Genomic DNA, 19,109 nt, shown 5'->3' on the forward strand with positions numbered 1-19,109 from the left:
CCCCTATCGTCTTGCCCCTATCATTCTGCCTTCCCTCCCCTAATTCCTCACCGACGCGACAAACCGTGCGATCTGCTCGGCAATCTCGCCGGCGCCGGGGGATTTCACCATGCTGTGATGATACCCGCTGACCGTGCCCACGGTGACGTCGCCGGTCCAATGCCCCCAACCACGATCGGGACGCTCATCGGCTTTTCCGGGAACATCACGCGGTCGCAACAGCAGCACCGGGACGTCCATCGGTCGGATCTGATACCCTTGGCACAGCTCGACGTGGTGGGCGAACAAACGCCGTAGATCGGCGATGGCTTTCTGCACGACCGCCGTCGGAGTGTCTTCTTGCAGCACCCCCAAGCGTTCGGCGTGCTCGTACAGGAACGGCAACTGGTCGTCTTCGGACAGTTCACTCAGCTGCTCCAGCGATAATTCGATCCCGTACTCCAGTCCGGCTGCGGGCGCGTCGGAATCACTGCGCTCTGGTACCGTGGAATCCAACAGAATCAATCCCGCCACGTCCCCGCCGTCGGCGGCAAGCCGCCGTGCGACTTCGAAGGCGATGACGCCGCCGAGTGACCAACCGCCGATGAAATAACGCCCCGACGGCTGGCGACGCCGGATCGACCGGACATAGTCGCTGGCCATTTCACTCAACGTGCTCGGCAATCGTTCATCACCGTGTAGTCCCCGCGAACGAATCGCGACCAGCGGCTGATCGTCGGGAAGCATCCCCGCCAGTTCGCGGTAACAGACGACGATCCCGCCCGGCGGATGGATCATGAACACGGGGGCAGCATCGCCGGCGCGTTTCAGTTCCACCAACAACGCTTCGGCATCCTTCGTCGATTCATTTTCCGTTTCCGAAACGGCAGCGCGACATCCGTCGATCGCCGCGTCTCCGAATCGGGCTCGAAGGCTCGGTTCATGCAGATCCACCAACCGGATTGCGACCGAACGGACGTCGCCCAAATCAAACAGCAACGCGGTGGGGATCGCGAAACCAAGCTCATCGGACAACTCAGACGTCAACACCGCAGCCTGCAACGACGTTCCCCCGGCTTCGAAAAAATTGACATCGATTCCGATGGATTCCTGCTCCAACGCAGCGGCGAAGCGCAGCTCCAAAAACTGTTCCAAGTCGTTACGCGGCGGCAACACATTCTCGGTCGATGCGTCCTTGGACACCGGTTCGGGTAACCGCTGGCGATCAATCTTGCCGCTCGTGTTGAGCGAAAGTTGATCCACAAGATGGATCGACGCGGGGCGTTTGTACGGGGGCAGGCTGGCTGTGAGATGACGGGTCAGCGCGTCGTGTTGCGAAGCGTCGACCCCGGCAACGAAAGCGGCAAGTCGTTCTCCTGGCGTTCCGGACTGGATCACTTTGACCGCCGCACGCTCGACGCCTGGGAAGCACTCGATCGTCCGCTCGATCTCTTCCAATTCGATGCGATAACCCCGCATTTTGACTTGGTGATCGACGCGGCCGAGAAACTCGATCGTGCCATCGCCGCGCCGCCGACCGAGATCACCCGTCAGATAGACTCGGCTCGGCTTGCCCTCGCCGTCGAGGATCTGTTGCGAGGTGATGAAGGCTTGCTCGGTCAATTCAGGTTGATTGAGATAGCCGTCGGCCAAACCGCGACCGCTGATCACGATCTGTCCAGGAACGCCCACGGGAACCGGGGCCAGCAGCGGGTCGACCAGATGAATATGCACCCCATCAATCTCACGGCCGATCGGAATGCGACTCCCCGGTAGGACTTTCGTCACACGATGCGCCGTGACTTGGCAAGCGGCCTCGGTCGGGCCATAAAAATTCCAAAGTTCGCCATCGACTTGGGAACGAATTAATTCGGGCAACTCCGTCGGCATCGTTTCGCCGCCCGTCCAGATTTGCCGCACCGAAGTGCACTCGGCAAATCGGGGATGCGCTGCGAGCGCCCGCAAGACGCTCGGGACGGCTTGCAGAATCGTGACGCGATCGCGAATGATTTGTGTGATCAATTGGTCCAGATCCAGACGTCCCGGATCATCGGGCCACACCAGTGACGCGTTCTGTTGGGCGGTGGTCACGACCAGTGGCAACGTCGCATCGAACTGATGGGACAACACGATGAGCGCACGGTCGGATTGTGAAAAGGGCGTCGCACGCTGTTGCCATCGCATCGCATTGGTGATCGCGGCGTGGGAAACCATGACGCCTTTCGGACGTCCGGTCGAACCCGAGGTGTAGATCACGTAGGCAAGGTCGTCGGGCGAACAATGATGACAGGTCGGCGTCGCCTGGTGGTCCAATTCGTCCACTGAAATGACGGCCACGTCGAGAGCGTTTGCCCATGGATCGTTCGCTGTGGCCACGACGAATTCAATCGCCGCATCGCGTTGCAGCATCTCGGGCGCGACCGCCGGTTGTTCGGCGTCGATCGGAATCGGCGTCGCTCCGCAATACATCACGCCCAGGATACCGACCCAGGCATCGCGGCCACGTTTCATACAGACCGGGACCATCGCGCCGGGTTTGACGCCGCATTGTTGCAGACTTGTTGCGAAGCGTTGTGCGTCGGCGACAATTTCGTGTTCCGAATCCCCGAGCAAGTCGATCAACGTTTCACGCGGCTCGTTCAAATCGTCTGAATCGAATCGATGACCATCAGCCCAGCGGACATGCTTCACCGGACATTTTGGATCGGCGACCAGCTGACCAGACAATGCAACAAATTGATGGGCCATCGAGTCGATCGTGTCAGCGGCAAACAGGTCGCGGCAATAACAGATCATGCCGCGGAGTTCATCGCCATGCAGTTCAAAGACAAACTCAACGTCGTAATGACAGCTCGTGTGCTGGACCGGAAAACTTTCTTGCCGCATGCCGGCGAAGTCGTCAAAGACGTGTTCGTTGCCGATGACAAATCCCGCTCGTCCCTGTTCGCTGGCGATCTGTGATTTTTCAAACGTGCAGGAGACTTGAAACAGCGGATGGCGACGTGGGTCACGCCCGACGCCACTCTCGCGAACGATTTCAGCCAGCGGCAGGCCTTCGCCCGCCAAGGCATCGATCATGTTTCGCCCGACCGTCGCGATCAGTTCTTCCAGCGTCGGATTGTTGGACAGATCAACGGTGATCGGAAGCAGATTGACGAAGAATCCAACTGTCTTTTCGAACTCCCGCTGGCTGCGACCCGAAAACGGGGTCCCGATCGAGAACGAATCCTGACCTGCGAACCGTCCGACCAGCACCTGTAGCAACGCCATCACCACGACGTTGGCGGTCACGCCCAATCGACGCGCCAGCGCGGAAACCTTTGCCCCCATCTGGGGCGGAAACTTCAGCGGAACCACCGACGCACGATGCGTGAACGCTGCGGGGCGAACAAAATCCGTCGGCCATTCGATCACCGGCGGGACATCGGCCAATTGACGTTGCCAATACGCAGCGATCTGCTTTCCCCGGTCGCTGGACACCAGGTCGGCTTGGGCACGCACGAAACGTTCGTAGTTGCACGGCGCAGGCGGCAGATTCGGTTTCCGGCCGCTCGCCAGCGCTGGATACAACTGGCGGATTTCATCCATGATCAAGACCAACGACCAGAAATCGACCACGATGTGATGTGTGGTGGCAACCATGACGACATCATCGGCGGCGATTCGAAAGGCTGCCAGACGAAGCAGCGGGCCACGCGTCAAATCGAACGGGCGGTTGATCTCTTCGGTCACCCGTGCGGCCAGTTCGGTTTGGCTTGCCGACGGCGTCTCCACCACACGAAACTCCGGCGTCAACGTCGTCTGAATCCGCTGGACGGGCTGATGGGTTGAATCTGATTCGGCAAACACCGTCCGCAACGCACTGTGCCGATCGACCAACGCTTCGACGGAGCGTCGCATCGCGTCGAGGTCGATCGCCGAGCGAATCCGAGATGGCAGCGAGACGTTGTACGCAGTGACCTGTGGGGCCCGCTGGTACGCGTACCACAACGCTTGTTGCCCCGCCGAAAGCGGGAACTCGTCAGCGGAATGTTGCTGCCGTTCGCCCTGCGCGGCCGCCTTTTCCTTTAACAAGCGGGCCAGCAACTCGCGTTTTTCTTGGCCTGACAGACCATCCAACGCATCATTCACGGGGCTGTCCGGGGACCGTGCCATCGAGCAGTTGTGCCAACAGCGCGTCGACGTTGGCATCGGACATCGCCGGCAATTGCTCCAGCAATTCCGCCGCCGTTGCGCCGTTCTTCTCCGCGTCATCGGTCTCCGCATCGGGCGTCGCCGCCTGGTTCGGCTGCGATGTACCCGCGTCGATGATCGTGGTGACGTTGCGACAGACTTCTCGCAAGCTTTCGCTCCGCATCAATTCGGAAATCGGCAAATCAATCTCCAGTCGGCTTTCGATCCAGTTTCGCATCTCCACGGCCATCAGGGAATCCAGCCCCATCGACAACAGGGGCCGGTCCCAAGGCATTTTTTCAAGGGCGATCCCCAGCAACGAGGCCGCCTTGAATCCGATGATTTTAGCAACCATTGCGTTCTTTGCGTCGGCCGTCGCCTCGCGGACTTCCGTCGCGGTGGCCAAGCGGTCGCCGTCGGTCGTTTCCTCCGGCATTCCACGCAACAAATGCACAAATCGTGGAGACACTTCTCCGGTGATGCCCAGCCCCCGCCAACGCATCCAATCCATCCTCAAGACACTTTGTTGGACGGCGTCGGTTTGCATCGCCTGTTCCAAACAACGCATCGCCTCGTCGGCGGAGAACGTCAACACGCCCTGCCGCTCCAGGCGCTCGCTCAGCTCACTGCGCTGGGCCAGGTAGCCGACCTGACCGACATGTCCCCAATTGACCGCCAAGCCGGGCATGCCGAGAGATCGCCGGTAATGGGCCAGCGAATCCAGGAACGCGTTCGCCGCAGCGTAATTTGCCTGTCCGGCGTGCCCGAAGACACTCGACAGCGACGAGAACAACACGAAGTGATCCAGATCATGACCGCAGGTCGCCGCGTGCAGGTTCCATCCGCCCAAGACCTTCGGACCGAGGACCCGCTGCAACGTCGCACGGTCCAGATCGACCAACAGGCGGTCTTCAAGAATCATCGCCGTGTGAAAAACTCCGGCAAGTGGCGGACAATCGCGATCGATTTGATCGACCACCGATTGCACCGAAGCGGTCGACGTCAGGTCCACCGGCATCACCCGCACATCAATCCCGGCCTTCGTCCACTCATCCAAAACCGATTGCGTGTCCGCCGCAACGACCGCGCTGCGTCCTCCCAGCACCAAGTGCTTGGCACCGCAATCGACCAGCCATTGAGCCACACGCAATCCGAATCCGCCCAATCCGCCGGCGATCCAGTACGTCCGTTCGGCGGACAAGCGAACAGGTTCGTACTGTCCGGCAAACACGTCCGACGGGGCTTGGCGGTAATCCACGACGACCTTGCCGATGTGTTTTCCCTGTTGCATGAATCGAAACGCATCGCGTGTTTCATCGGCATCAAACGTCGTGACCGGCAGCGGCGACAGTTCACCGGTTTCGAAACGCGTGACCAGATGGCGAAGCAGCTGGCCCATCCGTTCGGGCTGTTCGCGAAACAGTTGATCCAGGTCGATGGCGAACAGCGCAAGGTTGTTTTTGAAAATCTCCAACCCCAACGAGGCGTCCGAATAGATGTCGCGTTTGCCGATCTCCAAAAAGCGTCCGCCCGTTTTCAGAATCGACAATCCTTTCGTGATCGCTTCACCGGGAAGCGAATTCAAAATCGCATCGACACCTTCGCCATCGGTCTGTTCCAGCGTCTCGCGTGCGAATTGTAGATCGCGTGAATTCATCACCACTTCGGCGCCCAACTGGCGAACAAACTCTCGCTTCTCATCTGTACCGGCCGTGGCCAATGTCACCGCACCGGCCAGTTTCGCCAACTGCATCGCGGCGATGCCCACACCGCCGCTGGCCGAATGAATCAAAACGCGTTCTCCCGACCGAATGCGGGCACACTCGCCCAGTGCATACTCGGCCGTCAAGAAAGCGATCGGGATCGTTGCCGCTTGCGGGTGTGACAGCGCTCGGGGTTTCGGCGCGACCAAGTGTTGGTTGACGATGACGTGGGTCGCGAACGAGCCCGGCGCGACGGCGATCACTTCATCGCCGACGTTGAACTCGGTGACATCGTGTCCGACACGACTGATTCGCCCGCTGCATTCGGCACCCAGCAAGACGGGACCATCGGGTAATCCCGGGTACAAATCCAGCGACTTCATCACGTCACTGAAATTCAATCCTGTGGCTAAAATCTCGATCTCAACCTGTCCATCGGCGGGACCGACCGAAGGAACCGATTCGTATCGCAATTGATCGATCGACGACGAATCACCCAGCCGCAGTACGCTCGGAGTACGGCGGCGGCTCTCGGGATGAAGCGGTTGTTCCTCGACCGGGACAAACCGCCGGACCCAACGAATCGAATCGCGAATCAGCACTTCGTCTTCGTCGTCGATTCGCCCCACCAGCTCTGCCAGCAAGTCGTCGGCAATCGGTGAAGCGACATTCGGCGTCTCCGTGGGGGCCAAGTCAATCAGCTTGGTCTTGAAACGACTGCATTCACTCGCGATCACTCGTCCAAAACCGATCAGTGGACCGGCCGCGACCGAAATCGGCAGCATCGTTTCATCCGGCGGCTGAGCTCCGCGGGTCACGAGGGACAGTCGAGCGATCTTGGATTGCCGGTTCGAATCCGCGGCCGATTGCCAGGCGGCGACCAGGTGCAGCGGTGCCAACGTCGTCAGCACGGTCGACTTGTTCAGTGTGTCGCCAGAGAGTTCGACGTTGTCGGGCGAATCCAGACCCCATAGATAGACCGCGTCGGTCACGCCATCCCCGATGTCCGTCAACAAGCGATCGAACTCGTCCCGGTTCTCGGGATCGATGATGAATGATTTGTCACGCAACCGTTTGAAATTGGCGCCGTGCTGGACGGTGACGATTTTCTCGCCGGCCGGCAATCGCTCCAGCAGTTCATCGGCAAGTCCGCTTTGGTCGCAAAAGACCAGCCATTTTCGATTGTCAGTGTCGGCATCGTTCGGCTGCGCCGGGGCTGCCGGCTTCCAAACGTATCGGTACAACAATTCGTCCACGGAACCTTCCAGGTTCATTCGCGTCACCGAAACCGATTCGAATCCGCGGATCGCAACGCAGTGGTTTTGATCGGCGTCATAGATGTCGATATCGGCGACCATCCGATAGTCGTCTTTCGAGATCAAACGCACATGCGCCGTCAACGGCGAACACGCTTTGCGAAAGACGTCGAACGATGCGATCTGTTGGGGCAGGTACAAGCCGTCGATGACGTCGTCAAAATTGGGACTGGCGATGATCATGCCGTGAAAGCAACTGTCCAAGAGCGCCGAGCCGAATCCGAGCGGATCCGCGGCATCGCCAAAATTCTCCGCGTCCGGGAATTCGACCGCGACGATGGCTTCGTACGGTCCACGCCAGGCTGCATTGACGCCGCGGAAACGTGGCCCGTAGTTCAGCCCCAACTGATTGCAATAGCGGTACAGCCGGTCGGCGGAAACCGATTCGGTGGCTCGTCGTCGGGCGTCATCCAGCGCCGAGCGATCTGACAGGCGTGCGCTGGCGATACTGCTCAAGTCCGCCACGGCCAACGGTTGCCAATTGGATTGATCGATTCCGCTGCAGGTGAGCGAAATCTGTCGACGCTGTGGTGCATAGTCGATTTGAATTCGTACCGGCGAGTCTTCGCCCAGCAGGCAAGGGTTTTGCAATCGGAATCGTTTCAGCGAGACTGCATCCTCGTCGCCGACGACTGCGCCCGCCGCGATGGCCAATTCCAACATCGCTGCGGCCGGCATCATGCACGCGTTGCGAACACGGTGATCGGCCAACGATTCCTGCAAGCGAAGGTCGATGCGAGTCTGCCAACTGGGGTCCGGGCCATCGAGCCTTTGACCCAGAATTGGTTCACCCGGGTTTGACTGGCGACTCAGTTTCGATTCGTGAGATTCGAACCAGAGCGATTGACGGTTCATCGCCATGTCTGGCAGTTTGACGTACTGGGCATCGGCCGGTGCGTTCAAATTCCAGTCGATCGGATAACCCCAGGCATACAGTTGGCCGACGGATTCGGCCATCACGGTCGCATCGTCTTTCTTTCGATTCAGCGACGCGACTGCCAAAATCGATTGTTGATGTTTGGCAAAGCACTCGGCGATCGCGTAACGCAACACCGGGTGCGGTCCGATTTCGATGGCCAACTCGATGCCTTCAGTCGCCAGCACATCCATCGCGTCGGAAAACAGCACGCTTTTGCGAACGTTCTGCCACCAATACTCTCCGTCGACTTCCGTGCCCGCCATCACAGCGCCGGTCACCGTGGACACAAACGGCGTGTGCGTCGGCTTCGGCTGAATCGTCGCCAACGATCGTAACAGTTCGTCGCGGACGGGATCCATCTGGGCGCTATGGAACGCGTATTCCACTTCCAGACGCCGACAGAAGATGCCTGCCTGGTCCAGGCGGTGAACCAGCGTCTCGATCTCGACGGCGCATCCCGACACGGTCAGCGACGCGGGGCCATTGATCGCGGCGATGGAAACACGGTCACCGAGCGGCGCAATCCAGGGTTCAATTTCCTGAGGCGACAGCCCGACCGCGATCATCGCGCCCTTGCTGGTCGCGGCGTCCATCGTGCGGCCGCGATGGATCGCGACCAAACAGGCGTCGGCAAAGTCGAGGGCGCCGGCGACGTGGGCCGCAGCGATCTCGCCCACGCTGTGCCCCACGATGATTGAGGGGCGAATGCCTTTGGATTGCCAAACCGCTGCCAATGCGACTTGCAAGGCAAACAAACTCGGTTGAGCGATCGCGGTTTCATTCAGTCGCGATTCGTCTTCGCCACGACACAGTTCGTCGATCAACGACCACGCGACGTGCTTGGAAAATTCGCGATCACAACGTTCAATCGTGTCGCGAAAAATTGAGTTGGATTCCAGCAAGCCGCGTCCCATCGCCCACCACTGCGGACCCTGGCCGCTGCACACGAATGCGACCGGAGGCGACGACGCGTCGGTTCGGCTGGAGACATTTAAACGCACTCTTTGGGCATGCGTGTCGCAATCGCTGGCGATTTCACGAAGCCGGCGAGCCCAATCGTGACGATTGCGTCCCACCACCACGCCGCGCCAATCATGATGGCTGCGTCGTCGCGCCGCGGTTGCGGCAACGTCGGCACAGGCAACATCATGTTCGTCCATCCAATCGGCCAGACGTGACGCGGTTTCGGCCAACGCGGTCTTGTCGTGCGCCGAAATCGGCAGCAACATCGGTGGGTGGTCGACCGCTGGCGCTGAACGTTTCGCTACTTCTTGGGGCGGTTGTCCCAGAATCACGTGGGCGTTCGCCCCGCCGTAGCCGAAACCATTGACTCCCGCCAACCGTGGTCCGTCGCAATCCCACGGTTCGGTCGAACGGGGAACCCGCAATCCGTTGGCGTCGAAATGAATGTCCGGGTTGGGCGTTTCGAAATTCAAATGCGCGGGGATGGTTTGATGCTTCAAGGACAGTGCGACCTTGATCACACTGGCGATCCCGGCACCCGCTTCGAGGTGTCCGATATTGGTTTTCACGCTGCCGATGCGGCAGGCGTCTGAGCCGCTGCGGCCGTAGCAATGGGAGATCGCGCGGGCTTCGATCGGATCGCCGATCGGCGTGCCGGTCCCGTGGGCTTCGACGTAGCTGATGTCGTCACCTGCCAAGCCCGCCGATTGCAGTGCGGATTCGATCAAGGCTTGTTGGGCTGATTGACTGGGCACGGTCAATCCGTCCGTGCGGCCGTCTTGATTGGTCGCCGAACCATGAATCACCGCGTAGATCGAATCGCCATCGGCAATGGCGTCTTCGAGTCGCTTTAGCAGCACCATGCCGGCGCCTTCGCTGCGCACGTAGCCATTGGCCGAGGCGTCAAAGGTCTTGCAGCGTCCGTCCGGTGAAAGTACCCCGAGCTGGCTGAAGGCGACGAAGAAGTCCGGCAGAATCAACGCGTTGACGCCGCCGGCTAACGCCATTTGATTGGCACTCGATTGCAGGTTCTGGCAAGCCATGTGGACCGCGATCAGCGACGAGGAACACGCCGTATCGATCGCGACGCTTTCGCCACGCAAGTCAAAACAATACGAAATGCGATTGGCGGCGATGCTGCTGCTGCCGCCGGTATTGCTGTAGGGGCCGACCACACCGCGGTCACGATAGCTGAGCGCACCGACGGCATAGTCAAAACTGGAGATCCCGACGTGGACGGAAATCGGCCGGCCGGCCATCGATTCGAGCGGCACCCCGGCGTCCTCGGTTGCCCGATACGCCGTCTCCAGCAACATCCGCTGCTGGGGATCCATCGAGGCCGCTTCGCGCGGCGAAATCCCAAACAGCTGCGGATCAAATTGGTCGATCCCGTCGACGTATCCCCCCCAGCGACTTTGGGTTTTTCCCGGTCGGGCGTGTCCCGGGGCGTAAAACTTCTCCAGGCTCCAACGGTCTTGTGGAGTCAAAGTGATGGCATCGCGTCCCAATTCGAGCAACTGCCAATAGCTCTCGGGGGAATCGCAGCCACCTGGAAATCGGCATCCCATTCCGATGATGGCGATCGGGCGAAAATCTGTCGTCACGGGTTTATTCAAGGGTGCAGAGTCAAGAAATCGTAAGGGGCCGAACTCGTCGGGGCATGCCGTCGCGACCACAAAATACCTTCATGCGAGGTGGATTGCCGCGTCGGCCGCATCACTCCCTGCGTCGAAAGCGGGGGAATCGCTCAAGTCATACAGACAAAATTGAAGCGATTGGGGAAGCGAGAGGCGCCGCGATGCTTGACGAACCCAGGCTCAAGAAACCCTGGCTCAAAAAATCCCGTGCCTACCCACCCCCGTTGCGGACCGCAAGTGCCGTTCCACTCGCCCGAAATTCGGGCCACCGATCCGCCGGTGACGCCCTTCAGGAGTTTCGCAGTGCTTCGGTCGGCATTACCGAAGCGGCACGTTTGGCTGGCAACAGCGCCCCGAGCAGCCCGATAAAGACCGCCAAAACCGTACCTTCCAACAACGTCGCTGCGTCGATTGCGGGCACCAGCACCCCGCGAACCGCGGGATGTCGGCTCATTGCATCGGTGGCAAGGATTGCGAGGCCGCCGCCAAAAAAACTGGCCAGCAACGCCAGCATGATCGATTCGGAGACGATCATCCGGATCACACGCCGCCGCGGCCAGCCGACAGCGCGGAGCACGCCGATCTCACGCGTCCGCTCCAAAACACTGGTCATCATCGTGTTGAGTGTCCCGATCGCTCCGATCGCCAGGGCGATGATCGACGTCATCCAGGCCATCGCCGACGCGAGTTGCATCCGTGTGTCGGTCCCCACGAATTCATCGGTCGTCATCGCGTGCAGGCGGCTGTCGACCGCGTGAATTTGGTCGACAATCGATCGCGCGTCCTTGCCGCCGACCGCCCGATCCAGCACCACGTTGATGTACGTTACTTGCCCACTGCGGTCGGAAATCGCCTGAAGCCGCTCCAGCGGCATGATCATCGAGCCGTTTTCCCAAACACTGGAACTTTCGAAAATCCCGTCCACGACGTATGGCTCTTCGAAAATCATTACGTTCTGGCCGACCGAAATCCCCGCGCGATCGGCCAGATGGATCCCCAGCGAAAGCTGCTTCGGGGGCGTTTCCGCCGAGCCGGCCGCCACCGCCGAACCTCGCTCGCGCCAGCGGAAATCCTCTCGCAGCCAACTGTCCGCTGCGATGCCCATCGTGGGGACGCCGAAAATCTGTTGGTCTTCCAGCGAAAGTGTGTCCAGCAGAACGCCGGCGGCCCGGGCTACGCCGTCGAGTCGTTCGATCTGCCCGACCGCCTCTTCGCTGACACTGCTGCTCAATCGGTCCGCGGTGCCCTGGCGGGAAACCACGATGTCGATCGAGTGGGATTCATAGATGGCCGCAAACGACTCGGTGAACCCCTTGGCGATCCCCCGCAGTGCGACGACTGACGCGACCGCCATCGTCAATGCGATCAGGGTCAACGCGGCCCGCAGCGGGCGGCGAGTCAGGTTTTTCAGGATTAACGCGCTAAATCGCATCGTGCCAGGCAAAATCGGGAGATTGGTGTTGCAGCGGACGGTCCGCAACCGGCAAAAGCAAAGTTTGGCCGACGGGAGCCAGTTTCACCGATTTCAACCCAGCTGTCGATTCACCCGACCCATGAACCTGCATCCGACCACCGACATGGAAAGGCCCCAGCAGGTCGCTACCGGCAACAAGGAAACCGACACGATACCGCTATGGCGGTGCGATTCCACGCTGTTCCTATTGCTTTTTGTCGTGTTGCTTTCCAGCGGTTGCGGAAGCAAAGTGTTTCGCCACAACGGAGCGGTCAACATGGCTGGCGGTTTCAACATGACCGGCGACATGACCGTCGACGGCAAGATGGACATGGGCGAGTTAAAAACGACGGTCAGTCTCAGCCCCAACAGCCGCGTGACACCGCTGACATCAGTCGTCGTCTCCGGCCAGGCGACGCGGAATGGGAAACTTGCGGTCTTGGACGTGGACGACTTCCTGGTCGATCGCAACGTCGGCGGGATCGGTTCGATGGGCGAAAACCCGGTCGCCCTGTTCCATGAAAAGATCGACGCGATACGCAACGACAAAGACGTCAAAGCCGTCGTGCTGCGAATCAACTCGCCCGGCGGCGGCGTCACGGCGTCGGACATGATGTGCCATGAATTGGCGAGGCTGAAGCAGGACCGCCAGCTGCCGATCATCGCCAACATCATGACCGTCGGAACCGGCGGTGCCTATTATCTAGCCAATCACTGTGACGCCATCATCGCGCACCCGACCAGCATCGTCGGTGGAATCGGCGTGATCTTGAATCTCTACAACCTGCAAGACACGATGGGGCAGTTCAACGTTTTGTCGATGCCGATCAAGAGCGGCGAAAAAATCGACGCCGGAACGCCTGAACGCCCGATCGAAGCGGACGAACTGGTGATGTTGCAGCGAATCGCCGATGGGTTCCACCAGCGTTTGATTGATCAAATCAAATCGAAGCGGCCCAAGCTGGCCGAGTCGCAAGACCAATGGTCCGACGGCAGGGTGATGAGCGGTAGCGACGCCCAGTCGATGGGGTTGGTCGATGGCGTCGGCTACATCGACACCGCAATCGAATGGGCCAAACAGCAAGCCGGCTTAAAACCTGACGACCGCGTCGTGATGTATCGACGCGAAAACGACCCCGCCTACACGCCGTTGGATGTCTCGCCCAATCAGCCCGTCTTCAGCTCGCTGATCCCGCTCCGCGTGCCCGGCCTCGACCGCAGCACCATGCCGACGTTCCTGTACCTGTGGCAAAGCGACCCCGCGATGGCGACCCTGGCGCGACCCTAACGGCGACCGGCTGCGTACCAAGCGGTTATGTCTGATTCCGAACGCCATCATTCGAGCCAACCGTCGCGCGATCCATCGCTGTTGGGCGACATTCAAAACCCCAACTTGATCTGGGCAAAGGGCACGCTTTTTCTCGCGCTGGGAATGCTTGCCGCCGGGATTCTGATTTCCCGGATGCCGGGGCTGCCAGAGATTGCATTGTTGTGCATCTGCATCTGGGCATTTTGCCGAGCCTACTACTTCGCGTTCTACGTGATCGAGCACTACGTCGACCCGACGTACCACTTTGCCGGGCTCAGTTCATTCGCCAAGTACGCCTGGACCCGCTGGCGATCAGGTGACCGCGATTCATGAGCCCCCGCATTCGTTCGCGCCGCCAGTGTCCCGTCTCACCAAGCGTCTGAATTAGACCGTAGTGGATGAGGCGACGAGTCCTCGCTTAGCGACTGGCGTAGACGGTCGTGGACGAGGCGACGAGTCCTCGCCCAGCGACTGTCGCAGACGGTAGTGGACGAGGCGACGAGTCCTTCCCTTACTGCCGACGGCAGAAAACGCGTTGCCTCGCCCACGACCTGAAATCTGAGCAGGCGATGTTGTCATGGACCAACTCTTCTCCGTTGGTTCCGTGAATGCCCAACGCCTGACATCCCGACCATAAAATGGGATTCTCAGTTTTCACACGGCGTTTCGGATGGAGTAGATTGGCCATCAACAGCGATGACTCCAACTGTCGTCGTGGCCGGACGCGAGAACCATCCGCCCGCACGCGCAGCCGCGGAGTCGGTGTCCATCGAAAACACAATGTCGTTCACCGTGCCGCGGTGACCCCGGTGGACGTTACCCGTCAAATCCTTAGGTCGACTCCTACGCAATGTCGTTTCCTGGACGCATTCTATTCTATCTCGGTACGGGCGCGCTCCTCATGGGCGGCTACAAATCGTCACTGCTGCTACGCGGTAGCGTTATCCCCGAGCGCGCTATGCTCACCAGCATTGGAAAAGTCAACGGAACGTCAAATGTCCACCTGACAGTTACGGACTTCGAGTTCGGCAAACACATTGTCACCTTAAAAGACGATGGCACTTGGCAACGCGTCTGGATACCGTTGCTGTTGCCCGATGGCTCTTGGCCCGATCGCAAAGTTGTTCTCCATTCACAACACATCAAGAATCCTGCACAACTAAATGCTGTTTTGAAACGAAAGACTGTCACGGGTGTCGCAACAAATTTCTTTCAAAGCCTCGGCAAGAATCAGCAAGAACAGTTTGCACCTCTCTACCCGAATGTAAATCTGAGCGGTGCCATCGCGCTGGAACTCGATGGTGCGATGCCGTCACCGTGGGTGGCTTACCCGCTTTTGATTTTTGGGCTCGTGGGATTTCCATGGGGCATCAAACTAATGTTTTTCCCACGACGAGAGTCGCCAGAGGTACTCACAGCAGACGATGGCCAAGCGGTAAACGGGCCCCGCCGATGACGCGAGTTTTGAAACCCAGTGTTTTGTCGGCGGCCCCGTTACCGCTGTCGTTCTGTGACAAAGAATTGAAAAACGCGAGAAGATGGCGAACGTCGAAAACCGTGACCGCGACGCACCGATGTTTGTGATCTACTGCAACGAGCGACGCGTCGCCACGATGTTTGATCCTCAATTCGAAGACATGTTTTGGTGTTCTTACCGACTTGAGCCAATAGACGAGTTTGGCGACCGAGTGATACACGACGTGACGATCTGGGAACATGTCGCGTTCGTTGTGAAGGACATGCAAGGCAATCTGCCCAATTCAAACACATTCTCGGGTGGCTTTGCAGATTTTTGTGATCGCAAAACCGACCGACTCTCGTTTCGTTCATTGTGGCCTCCGAGACCGTCACTTACCTCACGAGTCTTTGCCGCGTTCGCCGGACTAGTCGGATGCAATTCACAGACCCGAAAAAACACTGAACCAGAAACTGCACGTGGGTCGCGGGGTTGAGTTTGTTGAAGTGGCGAGTGGTCCGCGGCGACTGCGTGATCGTCAACGTTGAACACAATCGAACTGCTTGCCGCTTCGACGGTTGATCTGGGGTGTTGGGCGGCGACGGTGCATTACGTGGGACTCCGGAGCGTCAGGCTGGCGCCGGCTTCTTGAATCCTCTGGCCGCAGGGCGTCAGCGTTTTGATACGGCCGCCGTCTTGATCTCTTGTGGCCCATTGAGTGATCCGCAGGCGCATGACTCCCCCGTGACTCGCGTCGTGTGGCTGAAGGGTGTTGTTCTTTTACTCAAAGACGATTCCATCCAATCGCACGACGCGTCGATCGTTGCGAGTCGAGCGGCTTTGGATGCCGGAAGTGACGATGGACTGGAACTCGCTGCGCCCCCGTCCGGCAACGCTGTGAAGCATTTATTCCCTGCGTTTTTCGAGGTGTTAGCGGCAGGGCGCAAGCCCTCCGGTCCCTCATCGTTCCTGAAATACCGGAGGGCTCGCGCCCTACCGCTAAAAAAATGCTTCGCAGCGTTGCCGTCCGGGGTCGTGGGGGGACGTGGACGCGTGGTCCGGAGGTGGCGCTGCGCCTTAGGTTTGACCACATCTTTTTACAATCTTCATTGCGTCAACGCCGCAGAGCATCGCTTGGAGGTCGTTCCAGCCTCGCCAAATCGTTTGCCATCCCGGTGGGTGATCGGATTTGCGGTTCTGATGACCGCCGAGTCTCGCCAGTGCATAGAAGAAATCGTGAATTGACCAGTCGGGTTTGATTTGGCCATGTCGCCAAGCGCTCAGCACACTCACGTAGTCGCTGCAGATAACTTCGGTCGCTTTGCGTTTCTTTGCGTCCCAACGACGACTGGCATCACGCATTTGCAGCAGAGTCAACGCCACCACTGAAATCAAAGCGATCGCTGGCTGCAAACGTTCTTCGCTAGTGAATTGCGGGCTCTCAATGCTACATCCTGTTTTCATCCCTTTGTGATACTCTTCAATGATCCAGCGACATTCGTACCAACCGACAACCTGATAGGCATCTTCAAAATCAAGTACGGGTTGGTTTGTAATCAAAAACCATTCCAGACGCTCTTCTCCGGCGGGCGGATCTTCTTCCCAGACTCGAACAACCCAGACGGCAAGCGGATCGTTGCCGTGTTCTCCTAGTTTCTTCGCGGGTGGTTTGATTTGAACCGGGGCAAATGAGACAGCCATCTTCGCCTCACGAGCCCGTCGATTGGCTGATTTCTTTTTGCCTTTGCGAACCCGTACTTTCTTGTCGACTTTGCTCGTTACCGATAACGTCCAGTGTCCTGCTGGCGGAAGGCTGGCAGCATAGTTGCGAAGGTAACAGGCTTGATCGCTACTGCCTTGATCGCCATGTCCAGGAATGATCGCCCGATTATGAGAGGCACGAATGACGAACCTACGGCCGCTGGCCAATTCATGTTCGAGGAACTCGAACGTGTCAGCTCCTCGATCACAAACATCAACGAGTTTCTCGCTGTTAGCCAGTGGATCGGCACCGCGCAACCACAATCGACTCTCTCGTGATTCACGCTTGCGTTTCTGAGCGGTCAGTTCGTCTTTGGGAGCATCCTCCCGATGGTGCAAAACCTGATTGCACAATCCAATTACTTGCCGTGTTTTCGGGTTCACGGCCAAGCTGTTTTGCGCGATGTACCCACGGCGATTGCCGTTGCCAATTTGGCCCATGTCATCGGAAAGTGACTTGTGATTGGTAAAATCCAGCTCGGTGGCATCATGAAGAATCAGGACTGGGCCTCTGATTTGCTTGATCTTGTGCCAGGTTGCCTCACGATGAGATGCGAGAATTGCCTCATGCGTCACCTGGTCACGGTCCATCAACCGGTAGAAAGCCCTGAGGTCTTTGGGGCTATTGAATTTCTGTGGCAATGTTCCACTTGGTCGTCGAGCCATTGAGTCAGCAAGTTGTACGAGACGATTTGTTCTACGTTTGTCGCCGAGTTGAGCGTTGGCAAAGTTGACTTGTCCAAATGTTTGCAGGGGCAAAACCATGGGGGGCCTTCCGTGATACGAGTGCTGGTAGCCATTCCGTCACCAGCAACCATCTCAACCCGCCGTCGCGAATCAATCGCAGCGTGTGTTCCACGCCACGGTTCCCACAGGGAAAAAACTCCAGGCATCGCCAAATTACCAGATCAACCTTACCAAGCTTGACTCATTTACAAAGATCAACAATTGGTTTCACAGCCGCGCCAACTCGACACATCCGCCGGCAAACAAAAAGATGTGGTCAAACCTAAGCGCTGCGCTGACCTCCGGCTACTGGCTGGGATCCCTTCGGGATGTCGAGTCCCATCACCGGCCTACGTGAGGTTCGGCAAAGTTCTGGCGCCCGATGGATCCTCGTTCCTGCGCATGTGCGGATAGATCGCAATTCGTTCCCCGGCACTAATTGTCCCCACGGAAAGACAGCAAGACCAACAATGATTGCTCTATGATTTTGAGACGCTAGAATAGGTTCGTCCACGAAGTCACAGGGATCCTGATGTCAACGTCTTCAATACCGCCGCTTTCAGACAAAGACGCCGCTGCCGATATCATCGCTCGCCAACCGTCAGACGCTAGCTTTCAATCGATCTTGCGAGAGCTCGCTTATGCAGAAATGGTTCGTCGCGGACTTGCTGATAGCGACGCCGATCGAACTGTTTCCAGCGCCGAGCTTCGCGAACGCATCGACTCATGGCAGAAGTAGAGTGGACTGACGAAGCAGAGCGTCGGTTGCGTTCTGTTTACGACTACATTGCTGAACACAATCCCACAGCTGCCAGCAAGGTTGTGGTCGAGATTTATGAAAAGGTTCAGTTGCTCGCGTCGTATCCTCAACTTGGGCAACGGTACGAACCCATTGCCGACCGCGAAATTCGCGAGATCCTCTATGGACACTATCGAATTCCGTATTTGGTGGTCTCAGAGGACTTGATTCGAGTGCTTGGAGTTTTTCATTCGGCTATGGATCTCGGCCGCTACCTGGAATAAGGCAGAGCCAAGTGGTGCGCTGCAGTCGGCGAGTTAAATTTATTTTTGACTTCCGATCCATCGTGGCGACGCGGTGACCACCGACGTTGAACTTCATCGAACTGCTTGCCGCTTCGGCGGTTGATCTGCGGTGATGGCCGGCGACGGTGCTTTACGTGGGACTCCATCCCGGAAGGCTGACGACGGCGTTTGGAACCCTCTGGCCGTCCGTCGTCAGCGTTTTGATACGGTCGCCGTCTTGATCTCTTGTGGCCCGTTGAGTGATCCGCAGGCGCATGACTCCCCCGTAACTCGCGTCGTGTGGTCGGAGGGTGTTGTTCTTCTACTCAAAGACGATTCCGTCGAATCGAACGACGCATCGATCGTTGCGAGTCGAGCGGCTTTGGATGTCGGAAGTGACAGGGGACAGGAACTCGCTGCGACCCCATCCGGCAACGCTGTGAAGCATCTATTTCCTGCGTTTTAAGAGGTGTTAGCGGCAGGGCGCAAGCCCAATACTGCTAAATCGAGAAGGTGATTGACCAGCGCAGGGCCCGTATGCTCGCGCCAAACGGCTGATCATCAACTGACATCAGCCGGTTCGCGCCAACGCTAGCGGCGCCCATCAATGTCGATTTAGCGGTATTGGGCTCACGCCCTACCGCTAAAAAAATGCTTCATAGCGTTGCCCGTCCGGGGTCGTGGGGTGGAT

Annotated in this window: 10 protein-coding genes; 5 read left to right on the plus strand and 5 right to left on the minus strand. The window is 58.6% G+C overall.

Features of this window, described 5'->3' with window-relative positions:
• Window positions 1-39 precede the first annotated feature (39 nt).
• From TBK1r_RS27955 to TBK1r_RS27965, 3 genes are all read right to left on the minus strand, one after another.
• A complete protein-coding gene (locus tag TBK1r_RS27955; protein ID WP_419580470.1) occupies window positions 40-4,110 on the minus strand; it encodes a non-ribosomal peptide synthetase in 4,071 nt (1,356 codons plus the stop codon).
• Window positions 4,103-10,657, minus strand: a complete 6,555-nt coding sequence (locus TBK1r_RS27960) for a type I polyketide synthase (RefSeq protein ID WP_145218262.1) — start codon at window positions 10,655-10,657, stop codon at window positions 4,103-4,105. Before TBK1r_RS27960 ends, TBK1r_RS27955 begins: the two co-directional genes overlap by 8 nt.
• A 322-nt stretch (window positions 10,658-10,979) precedes the next feature.
• Window positions 10,980-12,122, minus strand: coding sequence for an ABC transporter permease (locus TBK1r_RS27965; RefSeq protein WP_145218264.1), 1,143 nt, complete (start codon window positions 12,120-12,122; stop codon window positions 10,980-10,982).
• A gap of 121 nt (window positions 12,123-12,243) precedes the next feature.
• On the opposite strand from TBK1r_RS27965, the gene TBK1r_RS27970 reads away from it, so the two are divergent.
• The 3 genes from TBK1r_RS27970 (at window position 12,244) to TBK1r_RS27980 (ending at window position 14,908) form a co-directional block, all read left to right on the plus strand.
• The gene (locus tag TBK1r_RS27970) at window positions 12,244-13,431 is read left to right on the plus strand and encodes a S49 family peptidase (protein WP_145218266.1); all 1,188 of its coding nucleotides are present in this window, start codon (window positions 12,244-12,246) and stop codon (window positions 13,429-13,431) included.
• A 27-nt stretch (window positions 13,432-13,458) separates the two neighbouring features.
• Window positions 13,459-13,785: a hypothetical protein gene (locus TBK1r_RS27975; RefSeq protein WP_419580471.1), complete on the plus strand. Its 327-nt coding sequence runs from the start codon at window positions 13,459-13,461 to the stop codon at window positions 13,783-13,785.
• A 517-nt stretch (window positions 13,786-14,302) separates the two neighbouring features.
• Window positions 14,303-14,908 carry a hypothetical protein gene (locus tag TBK1r_RS27980; protein WP_145218268.1) on the plus strand — a complete coding sequence of 202 codons (606 nt, stop codon included), beginning with the start codon at window positions 14,303-14,305 and terminating at the stop codon, window positions 14,906-14,908.
• Window positions 14,909-15,688: 780 nt separating this feature from the next.
• Here the strand turns inward: TBK1r_RS27980 and TBK1r_RS39150 are convergent.
• A complete protein-coding gene (locus TBK1r_RS39150; RefSeq protein WP_419580472.1) occupies window positions 15,689-15,814 on the minus strand; it encodes a hypothetical protein in 126 nt (41 codons plus the stop codon).
• A 171-nt stretch (window positions 15,815-15,985) separates the two neighbouring features.
• On the minus strand, window positions 15,986-17,434 hold the full coding sequence (locus TBK1r_RS27985; protein ID WP_145211934.1) for an IS4 family transposase: 1,449 nt from the start codon (window positions 17,432-17,434) through the stop codon (window positions 15,986-15,988).
• Window positions 17,435-17,927: 493 nt separating this feature from the next.
• On the opposite strand from TBK1r_RS27985, the gene TBK1r_RS27990 reads away from it, so the two are divergent.
• Window positions 17,928-18,134: a hypothetical protein gene (locus TBK1r_RS27990; protein WP_145218270.1), complete on the plus strand. Its 207-nt coding sequence runs from the start codon at window positions 17,928-17,930 to the stop codon at window positions 18,132-18,134.
• Entirely contained in the window at window positions 18,122-18,418 is a 297-nt protein-coding gene (locus TBK1r_RS27995) for a type II toxin-antitoxin system RelE/ParE family toxin (RefSeq protein WP_145218272.1), read from the plus strand. Before TBK1r_RS27990 ends, TBK1r_RS27995 begins: the two co-directional genes overlap by 13 nt.
• The last annotated feature ends 691 nt before the right edge of the window (window positions 18,419-19,109 follow it).

This window comes from Stieleria magnilauensis, from assembly GCA_007753675.1.
GTDB classification, from domain to species: domain Bacteria; phylum Planctomycetota; class Planctomycetia; order Pirellulales; family Pirellulaceae; genus Stieleria; species Stieleria magnilauensis.